The sequence below is a fragment of the Chryseobacterium sp. JV558 genome, from assembly GCF_033712365.1.
In the GTDB taxonomy this organism is placed as follows: domain Bacteria; phylum Bacteroidota; class Bacteroidia; order Flavobacteriales; family Weeksellaceae; genus Chryseobacterium.
The window spans coordinates 1003707-1020344 of the sequence record NZ_WJHU01000001.1; the positions used below are offsets into that span (position 1 = coordinate 1003707).

The 16638-nt window shown below is 35.8% G+C and carries 19 protein-coding genes and 1 tRNA gene; 5 read left to right on the top strand and 15 right to left on the bottom strand.

The features are described from left to right. Positions 1-228: 228 nt before the first annotated feature. A tRNA-Arg gene (locus tag GFU89_RS04650) sits at positions 229-303 on the top strand. Between the two features lie 43 nt (positions 304-346). Here GFU89_RS04650 and GFU89_RS04655 read toward each other — a convergent pair. The 4 genes from GFU89_RS04655 to GFU89_RS04670 form a co-directional block, all read right to left on the bottom strand. Next, positions 347-976: a hypothetical protein gene (locus GFU89_RS04655; RefSeq protein WP_318846039.1), complete on the bottom strand. Its 630-nt coding sequence runs from the start codon at positions 974-976 to the stop codon at positions 347-349. Positions 977-1070: 94 nt separating this feature from the next. Then, positions 1071-1685 (bottom strand): hypothetical protein, encoded by a 615-nt coding sequence (locus GFU89_RS04660; protein WP_318846040.1) that lies wholly within the window; start codon positions 1683-1685, stop codon positions 1071-1073. A 53-nt stretch (positions 1686-1738) separates the two neighbouring features. Beyond that, positions 1739-2503 carry a hypothetical protein gene (locus GFU89_RS04665; protein ID WP_318846041.1) on the bottom strand — a complete coding sequence of 255 codons (765 nt, stop codon included), beginning with the start codon at positions 2501-2503 and terminating at the stop codon, positions 1739-1741. Between the two features lie 146 nt (positions 2504-2649). After that, positions 2650-3132 carry a helix-turn-helix domain-containing protein gene (locus GFU89_RS04670; RefSeq protein WP_318846042.1) on the bottom strand — a complete coding sequence of 161 codons (483 nt, stop codon included), beginning with the start codon at positions 3130-3132 and terminating at the stop codon, positions 2650-2652. A 25-nt stretch (positions 3133-3157) separates the two neighbouring features. On the opposite strand from GFU89_RS04670, the gene GFU89_RS04675 reads away from it, so the two are divergent. Then, positions 3158-3949 (top strand): SDR family oxidoreductase, encoded by a 792-nt coding sequence (locus GFU89_RS04675; protein WP_318846043.1) that lies wholly within the window; start codon positions 3158-3160, stop codon positions 3947-3949. Positions 3950-3970: 21 nt separating this feature from the next. Beyond that, positions 3971-4288, top strand: coding sequence for a nuclear transport factor 2 family protein (locus GFU89_RS04680; protein WP_318846044.1), 318 nt, complete (start codon positions 3971-3973; stop codon positions 4286-4288). A 151-nt stretch (positions 4289-4439) separates the two neighbouring features. On the opposite strand, the gene GFU89_RS04685 is transcribed toward GFU89_RS04680, so the two are convergent. Then, positions 4440-6017 (bottom strand): Na+/H+ antiporter, encoded by a 1578-nt coding sequence (locus GFU89_RS04685; protein WP_318846045.1) that lies wholly within the window; start codon positions 6015-6017, stop codon positions 4440-4442. A gap of 348 nt (positions 6018-6365) precedes the next feature. Between GFU89_RS04685 and GFU89_RS04690 the strand changes: the two genes are divergently transcribed. Beyond that, complete coding sequence (locus GFU89_RS04690) at positions 6366-6611, top strand: redox-active disulfide protein 2 (RefSeq protein ID WP_318846046.1); 246 nt, start codon at positions 6366-6368, stop codon at positions 6609-6611. 112 nt (positions 6612-6723) lie between these two features. Here GFU89_RS04690 and GFU89_RS04695 read toward each other — a convergent pair whose 3' ends face one another. The 3 genes from GFU89_RS04695 to GFU89_RS04705 are packed head-to-tail and all read right to left on the bottom strand — an operon-like array spanning position 6724 to position 10894. After that, the gene (locus tag GFU89_RS04695) at positions 6724-8010 is read right to left on the bottom strand and encodes an alginate export family protein (protein ID WP_318846047.1); all 1287 of its coding nucleotides are present in this window, start codon (positions 8008-8010) and stop codon (positions 6724-6726) included. 42 nt (positions 8011-8052) lie between these two features. Beyond that, on the bottom strand, positions 8053-9384 hold the full coding sequence (locus GFU89_RS04700; protein WP_318846048.1) for an MFS transporter: 1332 nt from the start codon (positions 9382-9384) through the stop codon (positions 8053-8055). 37 nt (positions 9385-9421) lie between these two features. Continuing rightward, positions 9422-10894, bottom strand: a complete 1473-nt coding sequence (locus GFU89_RS04705) for an MFS transporter (protein ID WP_318846049.1) — start codon at positions 10892-10894, stop codon at positions 9422-9424. 296 nt (positions 10895-11190) lie between these two features. Between GFU89_RS04705 and GFU89_RS04710 the strand changes: the two genes are divergently transcribed. Beyond that, entirely contained in the window at positions 11191-11622 is a 432-nt protein-coding gene (locus GFU89_RS04710) for an RrF2 family transcriptional regulator (RefSeq protein ID WP_318846050.1), read from the top strand. A gap of 18 nt (positions 11623-11640) precedes the next feature. On the opposite strand, the gene GFU89_RS04715 is transcribed toward GFU89_RS04710, so the two are convergent. The 7 genes from GFU89_RS04715 to GFU89_RS04745 all read right to left on the bottom strand — a co-directional run bounded on the left by GFU89_RS04715 (position 11641) and on the right by GFU89_RS04745 (position 16556). Beyond that, positions 11641-12264, bottom strand: a complete 624-nt coding sequence (locus GFU89_RS04715) for an ATP-binding cassette domain-containing protein (protein ID WP_318846051.1) — start codon at positions 12262-12264, stop codon at positions 11641-11643. Next, entirely contained in the window at positions 12261-12944 is a 684-nt protein-coding gene (modB, locus tag GFU89_RS04720; RefSeq protein WP_318846052.1) for a molybdate ABC transporter permease subunit, read from the bottom strand. The genes GFU89_RS04715 and modB overlap by 4 nt, the downstream gene beginning before the upstream one ends. Further along, positions 12944-13744 (bottom strand): molybdate ABC transporter substrate-binding protein, encoded by an 801-nt coding sequence (modA, locus tag GFU89_RS04725; RefSeq protein ID WP_318846053.1) that lies wholly within the window; start codon positions 13742-13744, stop codon positions 12944-12946. Before modA ends, modB begins: the two co-directional genes overlap by 1 nt. A gap of 75 nt (positions 13745-13819) precedes the next feature. Next, on the bottom strand, positions 13820-14044 hold the full coding sequence (locus GFU89_RS04730; RefSeq protein WP_318846054.1) for a hypothetical protein: 225 nt from the start codon (positions 14042-14044) through the stop codon (positions 13820-13822). A gap of 45 nt (positions 14045-14089) precedes the next feature. Further along, positions 14090-14995, bottom strand: a complete 906-nt coding sequence (gene moaCB, locus GFU89_RS04735; RefSeq protein WP_318846055.1) for a bifunctional molybdenum cofactor biosynthesis protein MoaC/MoaB — start codon at positions 14993-14995, stop codon at positions 14090-14092. Positions 14996-15036: 41 nt separating this feature from the next. Further along, on the bottom strand, positions 15037-15474 hold the full coding sequence (locus GFU89_RS04740) for a molybdenum cofactor biosynthesis protein MoaE (protein WP_318846056.1): 438 nt from the start codon (positions 15472-15474) through the stop codon (positions 15037-15039). Next, entirely contained in the window at positions 15471-16556 is a 1086-nt protein-coding gene (locus GFU89_RS04745; RefSeq protein ID WP_318846057.1) for a HesA/MoeB/ThiF family protein, read from the bottom strand. Before GFU89_RS04745 ends, GFU89_RS04740 begins: the two co-directional genes overlap by 4 nt. Positions 16557-16638: the final 82 nt, after the last annotated feature.

Sequence of the window (16638 nt, forward strand, 5' to 3'; positions counted from 1 at the left end):
TTGTCGGCTGTGCTTTTTATTGTTGTCTAATTAAAAAAATGAGATGTATTTATCTACTGAATCTGCCCCTAAAGGGCAGATTCTTTTACCCATATACCCTTTTCCAATAGAGCTTTTTTAATTTTTCTTCCTCAAATGGCACAAAATGGCACAAACATATTTGTCCTAGTCTCTATTCTTACAGTACTCGTTGATCATTAAATAATTTGTATTTTTATAATTCAATCCGGCCTCATAGTTCAATGGATAGAATAAAAGTTTCCTAAACTTTAGATTCAGGTTCGATCCCTGATGGGGCTACCAAACAAGGATAGGCTCTACTCTCTTCCCTATTTATATTCGTTTCTTAATATAATTCTTTATCGGAAAATTTAAAATCCTGTATTTTAGGCAGAGGTCTTATTAAAACTCTTTTTTTTCTTACTTTCAATGCTTTGTCTGAACCTGATATTTCATCAGTTTCGGTTCTGATCCCGGTAATCAGATCAAATTTAGTTTCTGTAAATATTGTTTTTTCATCAATATAGCCTTTAGTTACGTTATTAGTGAGCTTATCAACATAAATTAATTCAAAATTACCATTGTTATATTTGAAGTCGTATGTAATATTCCCGCCTTTAATTTCACTCCACATTTTTAAGACCCCTTTTTCAATAAAAAAATCAGGAATTTGATATCCATTAAATTTCCCTTGGTTTCCAACCGGATATTGGGGTTCAATGATTTGGGTTGAAGACACGGCCAGTGCTAATTTCCCATTTGGTTGAGACAGAAAAATCTGTAATCTTAACGGTCTTGTTTCGTTCACTGTATCCATTTCCACAATTATTCTATCCATCTTACCATCGCTATTTAAGTCTCCATGTTCTTCTCTGACCTGGTACGTATAATGCTCTTTACTATTACTATTTTGAGCCAATAAGTTCAATGGGACCGAAAGTAAAATAAATATAAAATATATGTAAATGCTTTTCATTATTTTAGTCTTTTTTATGATTATCACAGAAGTTAGAATATATTGCAGTAATTATTTATTCTTAATGGCATGACCAACAATATTTGACATTTTATTAATGAAATAAGTCTGTAACGACTGCTTCCAACTGTTTCTGTAACGATTCTGTTTCAGTCGTTTTGACCTTCCGGTTGATTCTTATATCATTTCTAAGTTTGAGATAATCATCCAATTCATTTTTTGTTGTGACAGGTTTGATCTGATGGAAATTTGAACTTATCCAATAATCTCCTTTACATTTGTCATCATATAATTCTAAAAAGATAAAATCGTCCTTTTTATCTCCATTGATATCTTTAATGACGAATGCAGATATACTGAGATTACATCCTTTTACAGTCAAAACAGACTGAAACTGTGAAATCATTTGATTGGTCTGAGGGCTGATAAAGAAATAGGTCAATGACGATGTTTCTTTATTATTTTTCTCTACCGCGCAAATTGCCAATACAACCTCTTCCTGATCTACTTTTGTAATGTAAGCTTTTTTTAGAGTGATAGGAATCAACTCATCATTTATTTTTTTTGGTATTATTTTCTCTGCATATCCGAAAGGATCATTTCTCCAGTCCGATACTTTACTTTGGATATCCATTTTACTTTTCTGTGCGTTGAAACCTATAAATATCAACAGGAATATGAAAAATAACAGCCTTTTAATTTCTTTCATCTTTAACATAAATTGAATGATTACTGAATTTTTTAAAGATAAAACTATTTGCATTAAAAAGATTTCTTCCAAAATTTATATCCTGCTGAATAAATACCCAGTTCTTCCATCTTCTTAATATAAGACATTTCAAACATCATCAATCTGATTTCTGTTACTTCTACCGATTTCGATATTTTATTTCCCTGTGAGTCGAAAGAGATCTCCTCTTCTTGATGATCATCTTTAAAAAGATAATAGTAAAAAGATTCATCTTTCCAGTATGAAGCATTTGGATCATCGTCGTCAACAGCAATTTTCTTGCATTTTTTACTGATGTAGTCTTTGATTTTACTATAATCAGCAGATGTTTTTGAGGTCTTTTCTACTTTAAGATACATTAGTTTACCTTTCCGGTCTTCTACCATATCCATTTTTGGGAAAGTTACTGTATTCAAAACAGCTATCTTGTCCTTTTCCGGATCGTAGGCGACCGTTTTGTATCCATAGCCAAATATTTCAGTTGGTTTCTTATTTCTCACCATCCAGTCATTGGTTGATTCTAAAGAAAGCTCTGTAGGGAATCTCCCATCGGTTTTAAAATAACCTAAAGTATCTTTTACAAAAAAAGCATTATCTAAAAGATTAAGAGCTTCTTTTTTATCCATACTTTTAGGATCTTTCGAGATGATCTCGTTGGTCTTTTTGATCTTATTGCTGTAAAATTCTGAGACATCAAAATCATTGGATATTTTTGCCAAATCAACAATTTTATTATCCTGTGAATGGCAAAAAGACAGAAGCAATAATACGAAAAGCATGTAAATTTTATTTTGCATAGATCATTTGTTTTTTTCTGGATTTTTAATGCTTATCATTTCATTAATGATATTGTAGCTGGTAAAGTGGTCATTAGGTAATAAAATTTTCTTTTATCTGATAAGGGAGTAAATGACTCTTTGGTATTCAAAAGTGTAAAGAAACATTAATCTTCCTCTGTTCCTGCAGATCTCTGAATTCGTTTCATAATCAATGTCCTTAACCGATCCTCATGCTGATCTCCCCATTGCCCCAATGCTGCTATTACAGGAATTAAACTTTCACCAAATTCTGTCAGGCTATATTCTACTTTTGGAGGTACAACAGGATAGATTTTCTTTGTAACCAATTCGTGGTCTTCCAACTCTTTTAACTGGATATTTAAAACCCGCCGGGATGCATCCGGAATCTTGCGCTGCAATTCGCTCGGCCTTTTATATCCTTGATCAATAAACCAAAGCAAACGTATCTTCCATTTGCCATACAGCACTTCACCAATTAGATCAAGCCCGCAATTTAAGTTCGGAATTATTTTTCTCTCATACATAATGTAAAAGTAAGCGTATGTTCCGATTGGTACAATAGGGGAATAATTTATCCCTATATGAATCGTAATTCCGTACTTGTTCGAACTGTTTTTATACCTCAATTTTGTCCTATAAATAATTTTTAAAATGGAACAATTTAATTACAACAATGAGTTATCTGGTAAAATCGCATTGGTGACAGGAGGTACAAAAGGCACCGGAAAAGCAATTGCAGAAAGGTTGCTACAAGCTGGTGCAACGGTTATTATTACCGCAAGAAATGCACCTGAACAAGAAAATAGCAGTCTGCATTTCATTTCAGCAGATTTGAGTACAGCAGAAGGTACTCAAAAAGTGGTCAGCGAAGTGCTTACGAACTATGGAAGGCTGGATATTCTGGTAAACAATCTTGGTGGATCATCTACGCCTGCAGGAGGATTTGCTGCGCTTAGTGATGAAGATTGGGAATCAACACTGCAAGCTAATCTTTTGACTCCGGTTCGGCTGGACAGAGGATTTTTACCCCAGATGATTGATCGAAAAAGTGGTGTTATCATTCACATCGCTTCAATACAGGGTAAATTACCTCTTTATGATTCTACTTTACCTTACGCAGCTGCAAAAGCGGGATTGAGAAACTACAGTAAAAGTTTATCAAACGAAGTTACCCCTAAAGGTGTTCGGGTGCTGACGGTTTCACCCGGCTGGATCAATACAACAGCATCGGAAGCCTGGCTGGGTGAAATTGCAAGAAACTCGAACAGTACTGTAGAAGAAGCACAACAAAGTGTGATGGATGCATTGGGAGGAATCCCTTTCGGAAGACCTGCTGAACCTGCCGAAGTAGCTGAATTTGTTGGCTTTCTTGTTTCACCAAGGGCCAGCTATTTAACAGGAACTGAATATGTAATCGATGGCGGAACAGTACCAACAATTTAATAATCGTTAAAAATAAAAAATATGAATTTACCAAAAGTAATCACCGAGTTAGTAAAAACACAGAACAATTTTGATAGTGCTGCTTATGCGCAATGTTTTACAGAAACAGCCGTAGTCTTTGATGAAGGAAAAACACACAACGGAAAAGCAGAAATTGAACAATGGATTGACAAATCCAATAAAGAATATAAAGCCACTATGGAACCGATAGATTATGATGAAAAAGAAAATATTCTGTCGGCAAAAATTTCAGGATCATTTCCGGGCAGTCCGATTATTTTAAAATTTAATTTCGATATTGTTGACGGAAAAATTCAGCAATTAAAGGTTACAGAATAAGATAAGCAAAGAAAATCTGTTTCAAAACCAAATAAGGCAGTTTATCTGAAAACAATCCCAAACAGAGGAGTTGAGAAAAATTATTAAAAAGCCCGTTTCACGAGTTGTGAAACGGGCTTTTTATTCCAAACTGAAATTATGATAAACGGTATCAGCCTTTCATATTCAGTCTTTCTTCCTGCAAATCCAATAATCTCAGATGTTTTCTAATGATATTTTCATCCAGCAGCAGTTCTTCACGATTTTTGTTAATAAGCCAGCTTCTTTGAGTGTCGAGAATGTCAATATAAATACGTCTGTATTCATCATAGTTTAGAATAATTTCAGAACTACTCAACAGATTTTCATATTTCTGTAACTGATCTTTCAACGCCGGAAAACTATCTATTTTATCAGCATAGTCGCTACTGATTTTATCAATCGCTACTTTTGCCAGACTGTTCTGAATGTCGTAATCTATCTCTTTCGTACTTCTTACGAAATCCCGGTCTAACGGAGGAAATTTGTTAAGCAAAAAAGGAAGGGTAAGCCCTTGTAAAAGCAGTGTTACCAGAATCACAATGAATGTAATGAACAGGATCATATTTCTTTGTGGGAACGGAGATCCATCCTCTAAAGTCAAGGGTATGGAAAGTGCCGCTGCCAAAGAAACCACCCCTCTCATTCCGGTCCACCCAATAATTAATGGAGTCTGCCACCCAGGTGACTGAGGATCGGCAACGGTGATAAAATTTCTCATAATTAAGGTCGTCACCAGCGCTCCGTATCCTGCTAAAATTCTGACGATAATCAGCACTGCCGTGACTGCAATTCCGTAACCGATAGCTGTATAAATATCTGTGTCGCCTAAACCTGAAACAATTTCCGGCAAATCTAAACCAATAAGCATAAACACTATTCCATTTAAAAGAAAACAAAAACTTTCCCAAACGGTTACCGTGCGTATTCTTGATGCACTGCTTAAGAAATCATGACTGCGATAGGAAAGAAATAGTCCGCCTGTTACTACTGCCAGAACTCCGGAAGCATGAACCTGTTCTGCTATCAGATACATGGAGAACGGTGCAATAAAGGTCAGCAGAATATCTATATTTGAATCAGTCGGCAACATTTTGTGCAATTTCAGAAAGACGTATGCAATTGTCAGTCCGATTCCCAAGCCTCCGAAACACATCCATACAAAACTTCCGGCCGCTTCATGCCAAACAAACTGTCCGGTTGCAGCAGCAATCATCGCAAACCTGAAAATAATCAGAGAAGAGGCATCATTCAGCAAACTTTCACCCTCCAATATAGAGGCCAGCCTTTTGGGAACTTTTACAAACTTTAAGATTGCTCCGGCACTCACGGCATCCGGTGGCGAAACGATACCTCCCAGCAAAAAGCCAAGGGCCAGAGAAAACCCGGGAATAAAATAGTTGGCGAAAACGGCAACTGAAAGCGCAGTAAAGAAAACCACTACGAAAGCAAAGCTGAAAATAATCCTCCGCCATCGCCAGAGCTCTTTCCATGAAGTTGACCAAGCCGCTTCATACAATAAAGGAGGTAAAAAAATGATAAATAGTAATTCGGGTTCTACTTTAATGGCTGGAACACCTGGAATAAAACTTATCAGAAGTCCTGCTAACACAAGTAGAACAGGATATGCAACTTTAATTTTATTGGCCAGCATGATGAGCATGGTAATTAAGAAAACCAAGAAAAGATAAAATTCAAAGTCTTTAAGCATATGGAAATTTTAGATACTTAAATATATATTAAATTCTTAAAAACTTTACTCTTTTACGGAATTTCATTTACAGCAAATTCTTATTTCCCATTCATCTCATCCATCAGAATATTAACGAACTAAAATGCAAAAAAATGGGCCAAATTTAAAAAAGATAGATTTATCCCAATAAATGCTGAGAGGTGCAGTTTTCAAATTCTAAAAAAAAGATACCATGAAGGACTATAAAAATGTGCTTATGAATTTTATCCCGACTATTTAAATAATTTATATCTTTATAAGCGAGATCGTCTTATTTATAAATCTCCACAACAAAATTATAACCTGCAAAGCCATCAACAAAACATCATGAAAAACAAGTCAATAAGCGAATACACAAATGAAGAACTCATCAGTAATGAAAAGAAAATTAAGATTATTACTATCATGCTGGGTATTGCAATCCTCTTATTATTCATGAGCAATATAGTCTTAACATTCAAACGTGGATTTAGTGCAATGAGTGTAATTCCTATCGCTCTGGTTCCAATCCTAATTCTGAATATCAATAATTGGAATCAGTTAAAAAAAGAGAAGGCAAATAGAAATTTATAAAGATAAAAGTGAGATTCTTTGCTGTATAAAAAAAATACTACATTATAATCTGTTGGTTTTATTTAAAGAATAAAAGTGAAGAGTAATGTAATCAGCTCCTCACTTTTATATTTTATTTTAATTTAAAATTGGGAGCAATCTTAACACCTATCCAGGTCCATGTCTGCAAATTTTTAGGATCAGGAACATTTTTAACAAACTTCATGCTTTCGCCTGCGAACATAAATGAATGTCCAAGATTTGCAGTAATCACTTTTCCGAATGTATGGGTAAAAACCATATCTAATTCGCTTCCTAAATAAGATGAATATTTTTCTCCTACATTATTAAAACCTAATTTCCCGTTTGAAGTAAATACATGGAAATTGGTTTGCAACTGAGAATTGGAAGTGATTTTAACATTTGATTTTAAATAGTAATCATTCAATCCAAAGCTGTTGAAATGACTGTTTCCCAAATAGAAATAATCCATAAAACCATTATACAAATGATTGGTACCGTACAAAGGGCTGAAAGACCTGTTCTTGCTGGCTTCAGTATCATAATTTCCTCCTGAAAGCCATTCCGTTCCGGCAATGACATTGAACTTTGGATGAATTATAAAATCCGAATTGACAGAAAACTGGTATGCAGATTTACTTTGGGCCTGAGTGTTTTTTCCGGTTTGATAATATGCAGAACCGAAAAAGCCGATGTTTTCGAAATATTTTCTGGCATTTACTCCCAACGTTAGCATATCATAATGGGTACCGGAAGGATTCTGAAGCACATTATTCATCGCAATAGCAGAAAATTGAAATTGATCTTTTCCCGTGTATTGGTAATGGATGATTTGAAGTGATTTTGTGATTTCGCCACTTTCAGCAATGCTGTAGATTTCTTTTTCAGGGAGATCATTGGTGTCATTATCGTCATTATTATACGTTACAACAGTTTCAATCTTTGAATTCGGATTAATTTTGTAAGCCGCTTTCAAAGCATCGAAACTTCTTCCCTGCATCGCCCAATCAAGCGCCCCCACTAAACGTTCGTTATCATAAGAAAGAATCTGTCTACCAATTTTCATTGCGAACTTGTCTGAAAACTGATATTTTGCCCAGGCCTCATTCAGGGTGAAATTTTGATTTTTCCCGGCGGTAGTTGTTGTTTCGCCCCATGTTCTTACATCTTGTGCACTGATATAAACTTCCAGTTTTTTGTAATAATAATCGATTCCGAAACGGGCACGTGAGAGAACCGTAGTTTCAGCTGATTTCCCTCTGGGAATTAAGGTTTTTACGCCATTATCCAGTTCTCCTCTAGTTCTCAAATCAAAATTCAATTTTAAACTATCCATTTGTGCATTCGCATGGCTGAAAGCTAAAACTAAAACTCCAGCCGCTATTATTTTTTTAAACATCTTTAAACAATTTATATTGCGCTTTTTTAATTATCTATAGGTCTAGCAAGGTCTTTCACAGCCTTTTCTTGTATAGAAATACCAATTCACAAAAGTGGCCATCACACAACCTGCGATAAGAAACCAGAAAAATAAACGGGCATCACCGGAAATAGCCCGGGACTGACTGATCAGTACGTTGAAAACAAATGGACCAAAAGCAGCTACAGCAGCTGTCCATCCTATCACACCAGCTGCTTTTCTGGGAGAATTTGAGAAAATCACAGGATATTGCTTGAAGGTTGCAGCATTTCCGATTCCTGTAAAAAAGAAAACACAAAGAATAATTATTAAAAATCCTTTGAAATCATCTTTGCTCGTTGGAGTTAGATATCCACCAAAAATCAAAGCCAGGAAAAGAAGGATTAAGCATAATCCTGTAAGCTGTGTAAGAAATGCACCTCCTATTTTATCAGCTACCTTACCAAAAATAATTCTGGTGGCAGAACCAATAAGAGGACCATAAAATGCATATTGCAAAGGATCCAGATCTTTATCTAAAGGGACATACAGGTTTTTAATCATTAATGGAAAAGAGGCAGATAGCCCTGCAAAGATTCCAAAAGTCATAATGTACGTCATGGTACAATACAGGGTATGCTTATCCTTGAAAATATCCAATTGTTCTCTGAAAGTAGCCATCACCGGAATACTTTTTAAAGAACACCAAGCCCAGATACCTGTTATAAATAAAGGGACAACATAAATAAATGCAATGTTCTCAAGATAAATTTTCTTCCCTGTAGCGACAATTGTTTCACCTCCTCCAAGAAACGAGAATATTGTCAAACTCATAATGAGAGGAGAAAGCAACTGTACAAGGCTTACTCCGAAATTTCCAATCCCGGCCTGAATTCCCAATGCTGTTCCCGCCTCTTTTTTAGGAAAGAATAACGAAGTTGAAGGCATATAAGATGAAAAATCTCCTCCTCCAATTCCCATTAAAAAACCAATAATCATGAAATACTGGAAAGAAGTATTTGGATCCATTACTGCAAACCCAAGCATGAGCAGAGGTATGATTTTAATAAAAGTAGTTATGGAAATTACTTTTTTGGTGCCATAAATAGGAATGAGAAAGGTATTTATAATCCTTAATATACCACCTGCAAGGCCAGGCATTGCGACAAGCCAGAAAAGCTGATCATCTGAAAATTGATAACCGATCTGTGGAAGTTTAATGACAATAACACTGTATAAAAACCATGTAGCAAAAGAAAAAAGTAATGCCGTAGTAGTAATTGTGAGTGTCTTCCAGGCAATTTTTTTTCCTGTAGAGTTCCAGAACCCTTCGTTTGAAGGATCGTAGTTGGATAACCATTCTGAGTTATTCATCTGTAGTGATATTAAATTAGAAATTTTTGTATTATGATCAATGCTCAATTTTATCTTTGATATGAGGAGCCTCGCGATACGTCATATGTTTGATAACATGATTCATCCAGAAAAGAGAGATTGCTGAAATGATGAATACAAAGATCCACGAGCTGGTCCATAATCCCGAAAAATCAAGGAGATACCCAAAAAGAATAGGTCCGATAAAGCCTCCCAGTCCTCCTATAAGTCCTACCATTCCGCCAACAACGCCTATTTCATTTGGGAAATATTCAGGGATGTATTTATAAACTGCCGCTTTACCAATCCCCCACATAATTCCAAGGAGAATAACGAGAACCGAAAATACCCAGATATGAGCTTCAAATTTGATAAGTGTATTACCTTGGGCCAGCAGTTGTTTTTTGTTTACCTGCTGGTTTTGCTTCACTAAAACTTCCTGCCATGAAAAGGATTCGGGAAGTATGGAAGTATGTTCAGGAATTTCAGGTTTGGATTTTATATTCAGAACTTCTTCTCCTAATACAATTTTATTGGTTGAAACCTCAGTAATTACTCCTCTTTTCTTTGCAGTAATCCCCTTACCTGGTGTCAAGATATCCATCTTAGGAAGCATCAGAAAACCGCTCAGAATAAGAGAAGAATAAAGAACCCAATTCATTACTTTCCTTGCTCCGAATTTATCTGACAAATACCCTCCAAAAGCTCTTATGACTCCGCTTGGTAAACTAAAAGCTGAGCTTAAAAGTCCTCCAAGAATCAATGACGTTTTATAAACATTGACATAATAAGGAAGCAGCCATTGAGAAAATGCTACAAACAATCCGAAAACAAGAAAATAATAGAGTCCGAATCTCCATACTCTAAGCTTGGAAAGCGGAGCCAGAAGCTCAGACATTGTTTTATCCTGTACTTCAGCCTTTTTATTTTTAACAAAGAATATAAAGATCAGTCCGATCAGGATGAGTATAATTCCGTAGATGACAGGAAGCATTCTCCAGCCGTTTTCCGGATCAGTTGCAGACAGATAATTCAGTAAAGCGGGGGCAAAAAATGTAGTTAAGGCAGCACCAGCATTTCCCATTCCGAAAATCCCCAGTGCTCTTCCCTGCCATTCCTTCGGATACCATACAGAGGTAAAGGCTATTCCTACGGCAAATCCGGTTCCTATCATTCCGAATAAAGCGCTTAATAAAAAATAAATCCAGTACGAATTCGCAAAATAAAGTAAGAATAAAGGAATACTGCATAGTAACAGTAAGGTTGAAAATACAGGTTTTCCCCCATACTTATCCGTTAGAATTCCTAAAGGCAGCCTCATGATAGAACCGGTAAGAATGGGTATTCCCAGAAGCCAGCCTGTTTCTACTACCGACCAGTTAAAAATACCATTATCAACCAGATACGTCACCAATACCCCATTCATTGTCCAGCAGGCAAAGCAGACTATGAATGCCAGGGTATTCAGAAAAAGTACTTTGTGTGCAGAGGCTAAAGAATTTTCTATCATCAATCTATATTTTGAATTTCAAAATTACTTTTTAAATCAGATAAAAACATCCTATTTAAAATTATTTTTCTTATTTCTGTCAAAAATCATAATCATGATCTTTAACAATAATATTTCACAATTGTTAGAAAAAAGGGGTTATGAAATGTAAATCTGAGAGAATCACATCGGAAAAAACTTATAATGAGTAGAATACCTTAAACCTCACTTTATTTTATAGTTACCTTATTTCAGGCAGGATTTTGTATTTTTGTACTTTAGATATTCTTCTTAGCTTTAATAATTATATATAAAGAATGCTGATATTTTCATATACATGTCAATACGCCATCAAAGCCTGTATCGTGCTGGCGTCCGAGAGAAAAAAAATAGGAATCATTGATATCTCTGAACAGATTGGTACGCCTACTCATTTCACCTCGAAAATTCTTCAGCAGCTTACCAAGAAACAACTGATTTCTTCAGGAAGAGGAAAAGGAGGCGGATTTTACCTTAATGATGAGCAGTTTGAAAAACTAACCATTCAGGATATATACGAAAGCCTTGAAAGAAAAGGAGTTCTAAATTCATGTCTTTTAGGCCTTAAAATCTGCAGCAGCGAAAACCCCTGCCCTATTCATGATATGGCTGTAATAGTGAAAGAAAAAGTTAAAATAATTTTCGATTATAAAATTAAAGATTTAAAAGATCTCGGAAGTGTAATGAAAATGATGGAGTATCCCGGTTGAATCCACTGGTTTAAAAAATTATCTGATAACCAGTTTTTTATGGGTATAATCTTCAAACTCATTTTCGTTATGACTGATCACAAAAAAAGTTACTCCCTCATTGATAGAGGTTTTCACGATCTCCTCTTTCATTACCTTTCTCATTGAAGGATCAACAGCTGAAAAAGGTTCGTCTAAGAGCGCAATTCTGGCATTCTGAACCAATGTCCTTGCCAACGCCACTCTTTGCTGCTGGCCACCGGAAAGCCTGGAAGGAACTGCATTTTTCAGATTTTCCAGATTAAATATTTCTAAAAGGTGATTAATGATCTCTTCATCCTTTTTTTTCTGGGCAAATTCAATATTCTTTTTCACAGTCATATTGGGAAACAAAGCATAATGCTGAAACATCAATGCAATATCACGCTTTTGAGGTGACAGAAAGGTTTTGCTTTTTGTATCCGTTAAAACCGTATTATTTACTGTAATGAGTCCGGAATCCGGAGCAATTAATCCTGATATAATTTTAAAAAAAGTAGTTTTTCCAATTCCCGAATCTCCGGAAACATGGATAATACTCCCCTCTTCAAACTGCTCATTAATCTCAAGAAATTGATTTCCCGAGGAGGTAAAAATCTGGTGTTTTATATTGATCTCAATCATCGGAATGTTGTCATATTAACTTTACGGTTGATACTATAAATCAGCACTAAAGTAAGAAATGAAAGAATAAAAAGTATAAATGCATATCGGTTTGCCGCCTCAAAATTGAGAGCCTGAACCTGGTCATATATTGCAACGGATGCAATTCTGGTTTCTTTAGGAATGTTTCCGCCTACCATAATGACAATACCAAATTCTCCGATACAGTGTGCAAACGTAAGAGCAATTCCGGTAATAACGGAAGTTTTTATGTTGGGAAGAAGAACTTTAATCAGCGTAACTATTTTGGATTTACCCATCGTATAGGAAGCCTGCCTCAACTCATCGGGCAATGAAGAGAAACCGTTCTGAAGGGGTTGAATCATAAAAGGTAAATTGGCGATAATACTAGCAATAACAATTCCGTTAAATGAAAAAGCAAGCCGAACATCAAAATACTGCTCTAAAAATTGTCCAAAGGCGTTATCAGGACTGAAGGCCACCAAAAGGTAATACCCCATCACCGTTGGCGGCAAAACCATAGGCATACAAATGAGCGCTTCTACGATAAATTTCAGTTTAAATCGTGAATAGGTAATCCAGTAAGCCACTGGGATTCCAATGATGAACAGAATAGCAGTGGTCACCAGTGCCAATTTTCCGGTGAGAAGTAAGGTATAAACAAAATCCTGATCCAGCATTAGAATTTAATTACGGGTTTATAGCCATATTTTTTCCAGATTTTTATTGCTTTTTCACTTTTAATAAAATCGAAAAAAAGCTGTGCTTCCGTTGTATTTTTCCCTTTCAGAATAATACCGCTTTGTGGAATTGGAGATGACTCCTGTTCTGAAAGCTCATAAAATTTCCCTTTTCCTGTCATTTCTTTACCTATTACATTGGAAAGTGCTACAAAGGCAATGTCAGCATTACCTGAAGAAGCAAATTGTGCTGCCTGATTAATATTTTCCGCCCAGACAATTTTATGTTCAATCACCGTATATAAACCGGATTTTTTCAAAGCTTCAACAGCATTTTTTCCGTAAGGAGCCAGTTTCGGGTTGGCAATGGCTATTTTTTTAACTTTTGGGTTTAATACAAGCTTCAAACCTTCCGAAACGTCTAAATTCGAGCTCCACAGAGCAATCCTTCCATAGGTGTAGACTGAAGAATTCCCGAAAGCTTTATGGGTATCTTTAATCTTTTCAGGAAATGAAGAATCTGCTGAAAGAAACAGATCGAAAGGTGCTCCGTTTATTATTTGCTGAACCAGCAATCCTGAAGACGCGTAACTAATTTCAACTTTTCTATCAGGATTTTCTTTTACATAAACTTCCTTGAATTCTTCTAAAACATCTCTGAGATTGGCTGCCGCTGCCACAGAAATTACAGAACTTTGACCGTTTTGTGCATGCTCTGAAGGATTTTTTGTACAGCTAAGAATGAGAAGTGAAATTAAAAAAACACTCTGTAAAAATTTTAATGGGATCAATTTATTCATAGTACGAATCGCATAAAAGGAAAGATTTATAATACAATATCATCGACTGCTCAAAAAACATGATAAACAGAAGAATTACTTCAGTTTTTCCAATGTTTTGCATTTTTCTTTATCACCGTTTTTTATCACCGAAATATCAATGTATTTAACAGTTCCGCCACTTGATGATTCAAATTGTTTTGCCTTTTTATCAGCATATTCAAGGGTATAGCCAATTCCCATAACGACTTTATGTCCGTTACATTCTCCCATGGCTAAAAACAGATATTCTCCTAACGCAGATTGGATATTGGTACTCATTTTTAACTCTTTAGATTATTTTATTGTATTGATTTTGTTCCGTTTTTAATGCTGGGCTCCGGCCACTATTTTATAGATATGAAGAATTCCCGGAAATAGGGCGTCCATTGATTCCTCAGCTCCTTTTGTAGAGCCTGGAAGGGCAATGACAAGGGTATCACCAATCATACCCGCCAGACTTCTGGAAAGCATTGAATAAGGGGTTCGCAGCTGTCCGTAGCTTCTTATAGCTTCTGCAACACCGGGAATTTCCCGCTCCAGAAGAGGACGAACAGCTTCAGGTGTTACATCCCGTTTTGACAGTCCGGTTCCTCCCGTGATCATGATAAGTCTGATTCCCTGCTCCACATCTGATTTTATTTTGTCTTGAATTTCCTTGATTTCATCAGGAATAATAACATAATCATTAATATCTACATGATGTTTTTCCAGAGCTGCAATAATCGCTTTTCCAGCTTTATCTTCTTTTTTCCCGGCAAAAATGCTATCTGAACAAACAATTACGGATGCATCAATACCTTCTCCAGAATCTTTATTATCTGATTTTCCTCCTTTTTTCTCCAGCAGTTTAATATTTTTAATTTCAATATTCTTATCAATCGGCTTCAGCATATCATACATTGTGAGTGCAACTACAGAAGCAGAGTGCATGGCCTCCACTTCTACCCCGGTCTTGTAAATGGTATGAATTTCTGAGGTGACATGAATATCGAGATTCCTGATTTCAAACTGAATTGAGGTATATTCTATCGGAAGCGGATGGCAGTCCGGAATAACATCGCTTGTTTTTTTTGCAGCAAATAAACCTGCAGTCTTTGACATTTCAAATACATTTCCTTTCGGAACTTTTTGATTTACAATGGCATCGATAGTATCCTGTGAACTTACGCTCACTACTGCCTCGGCAATAGCTTTTCTAAGTGTGCTGTATTTGTGGGTGATATTGACCATATTTCTGTAATTAATTTTGTTGTTAAAACCTTATTGTATGCTTATCTGTTTTCTTTCCAGGTATGGGATTGATCTTCTAAAATCTCTTTTCCCCACAAAGGAATTTCTTTCTTAATTCTATTTACCATTTCGTCACAGGCATTGATGGCTTCTTTTCTATGCTCAGCAGAAGTAAAGACAAATAAACAGATCTCTCCAACCTTGATATTTCCTAATGAATGGTAGATATGTGCACATATCAGCTTATATTTTGAGATGATTTCTTCCCGGATATCATGGGCTTTTTCCAATGCCATTTCCTGATAAGCAGTAAATTCCATGGATTGAATTTTCTTATCATTAATCACGTCTTCACGAATCTGTCCCAGAAAAATGCTATGTCCACCAATATTGGTTTTAACGGTATGCTTGGCGATACTTTCAGCAACAAATGATGGACTGATAGGGCCTTCAATAAATATATTTTTTATTTTTTTCATGATAATATTGATTTTGCTCCGGCTGGAAAATGTCTGATTTCTTTTTCCGGAAAATATGTTTGGGTAAGTTCTAATGCTTTTCTGCTTCTCTTTCCTGAGGCACAGATAAAGCATAGATTTTCGTAGTTTTCTAATGTTTTCAAATTTTGTCCGAGGGAAGCTAACGGAATTTCCAAAGCCTGGAATGAGTTTAATCTCGGCAGCTCATCTGCTTCCCGGACATCAATCAGAATGCTGTTTTTCTGATTCAGGAATGCCTGTAAATCTTCAGTTGACCGAATTTCATTTTCTTTCCTGATATTACAGAATTCTTCGTAATTGAAATTTTTAAATTGTTCAACTGTTTCGGGTCCTGATTTTTCTTTGCATGGATTAAAATTAACAATCATTGATTGGTAATTTCTGGTATTGAAAGACAATAGTTTATGAATCAGCACATCTTCCGAGCCAATTAACAGCTTGATTACTTCATTGGCCTGAAAAGTACCTATCACAGCCGAATGCGCTGGTAAAACTCCTGCTTCGTTACAATCAGGAACTTCATTCTGATTGGGTGGTACCGGAAAAAGATCACGATAATTGGTTACCTTATTGTCCTTTTCCATATTGAAAACAGAAATCTGGCCTTCATGTCTGAAAATAGATGCATAGACCAATGGTTTTTTCAACAGAGCACAGGCATCATTCAGTAAATACCGGGTTGTAAAATTATCCGTACAGTCTACAATGACATCGAAATTATGAATAATGGAAAATACATTATCATATGTGAGCATTTCCTGAAATGCTGCAATCTCAGTATCTGCATTCATCTTATTCAAATGTTCAACTGCGGCAATTACTTTTGGTGTTCCCACATCCTGTTCATCATACAGAAACTGCCTGTGAAGATTATCTATCTCTACCATATCAAAATCAACGATTCCTATTGCTCCTATTCCGGAAGAAACCAGAATCTGAAGAACGGGACATCCCAAACCTCCTGCACCGACAACCAAAACTGAAGATTCAGCGAGTTTTTCCTGTGCATTGATCCCGAAGTCCGGGAGTATCATTTGTCTGTTGTATCTTTTTAAATCCATTCTTAAAGAAGTTTTTATTTTCAATATAAGGTTAGCCAACTGTTTACTCAAAGATTTTCATTTCTACTGATTATCAGATTAT

What these genes read in the sequence shown, in the direction of transcription:
- GFU89_RS04655 (WP_318846039.1), bottom strand. Translation starts at nt 976, where the DNA reads ATGAAAAGCATTTACATATATTTTATATTTATTTTACTTTCGGTCCCA.
- GFU89_RS04660 (WP_318846040.1), bottom strand. Translation starts at nt 1,685, where the DNA reads ATGAAAGAAATTAAAAGGCTGTTATTTTTCATATTCCTGTTGATATTT.
- GFU89_RS04665 (WP_318846041.1), bottom strand. Translation starts at nt 2,503, where the DNA reads ATGCAAAATAAAATTTACATGCTTTTCGTATTATTGCTTCTGTCTTTT.
- GFU89_RS04675 (WP_318846043.1), top strand. Translation starts at nt 3,158, where the DNA reads ATGGAACAATTTAATTACAACAATGAGTTATCTGGTAAAATCGCATTG.
- GFU89_RS04680 (WP_318846044.1), top strand. Translation starts at nt 3,971, where the DNA reads ATGAATTTACCAAAAGTAATCACCGAGTTAGTAAAAACACAGAACAAT.
- GFU89_RS04685 (WP_318846045.1), bottom strand. Translation starts at nt 6,017, where the DNA reads ATGCTTAAAGACTTTGAATTTTATCTTTTCTTGGTTTTCTTAATTACC.
- GFU89_RS04690 (WP_318846046.1), top strand. Translation starts at nt 6,366, where the DNA reads ATGAAAAACAAGTCAATAAGCGAATACACAAATGAAGAACTCATCAGT.
- GFU89_RS04695 (WP_318846047.1), bottom strand. Translation starts at nt 8,010, where the DNA reads ATGTTTAAAAAAATAATAGCGGCTGGAGTTTTAGTTTTAGCTTTCAGC.
- GFU89_RS04700 (WP_318846048.1), bottom strand. Translation starts at nt 9,384, where the DNA reads ATGAATAACTCAGAATGGTTATCCAACTACGATCCTTCAAACGAAGGG.
- GFU89_RS04705 (WP_318846049.1), bottom strand. Translation starts at nt 10,894, where the DNA reads ATGATAGAAAATTCTTTAGCCTCTGCACACAAAGTACTTTTTCTGAAT.
- GFU89_RS04710 (WP_318846050.1), top strand. Translation starts at nt 11,191, where the DNA reads ATGCTGATATTTTCATATACATGTCAATACGCCATCAAAGCCTGTATC.
- GFU89_RS04715 (WP_318846051.1), bottom strand. Translation starts at nt 12,264, where the DNA reads ATGATTGAGATCAATATAAAACACCAGATTTTTACCTCCTCGGGAAAT.
- modB (WP_318846052.1), bottom strand. Translation starts at nt 12,944, where the DNA reads ATGCTGGATCAGGATTTTGTTTATACCTTACTTCTCACCGGAAAATTG.
- modA (WP_318846053.1), bottom strand. Translation starts at nt 13,744, where the DNA reads ATGAATAAATTGATCCCATTAAAATTTTTACAGAGTGTTTTTTTAATT.
- GFU89_RS04730 (WP_318846054.1), bottom strand. Translation starts at nt 14,044, where the DNA reads ATGAGTACCAATATCCAATCTGCGTTAGGAGAATATCTGTTTTTAGCC.
- moaCB (WP_318846055.1), bottom strand. Translation starts at nt 14,995, where the DNA reads ATGGTCAATATCACCCACAAATACAGCACACTTAGAAAAGCTATTGCC.
- GFU89_RS04740 (WP_318846056.1), bottom strand. Translation starts at nt 15,474, where the DNA reads ATGAAAAAAATAAAAAATATATTTATTGAAGGCCCTATCAGTCCATCA.
- GFU89_RS04745 (WP_318846057.1), bottom strand. Translation starts at nt 16,556, where the DNA reads ATGGATTTAAAAAGATACAACAGACAAATGATACTCCCGGACTTCGGG.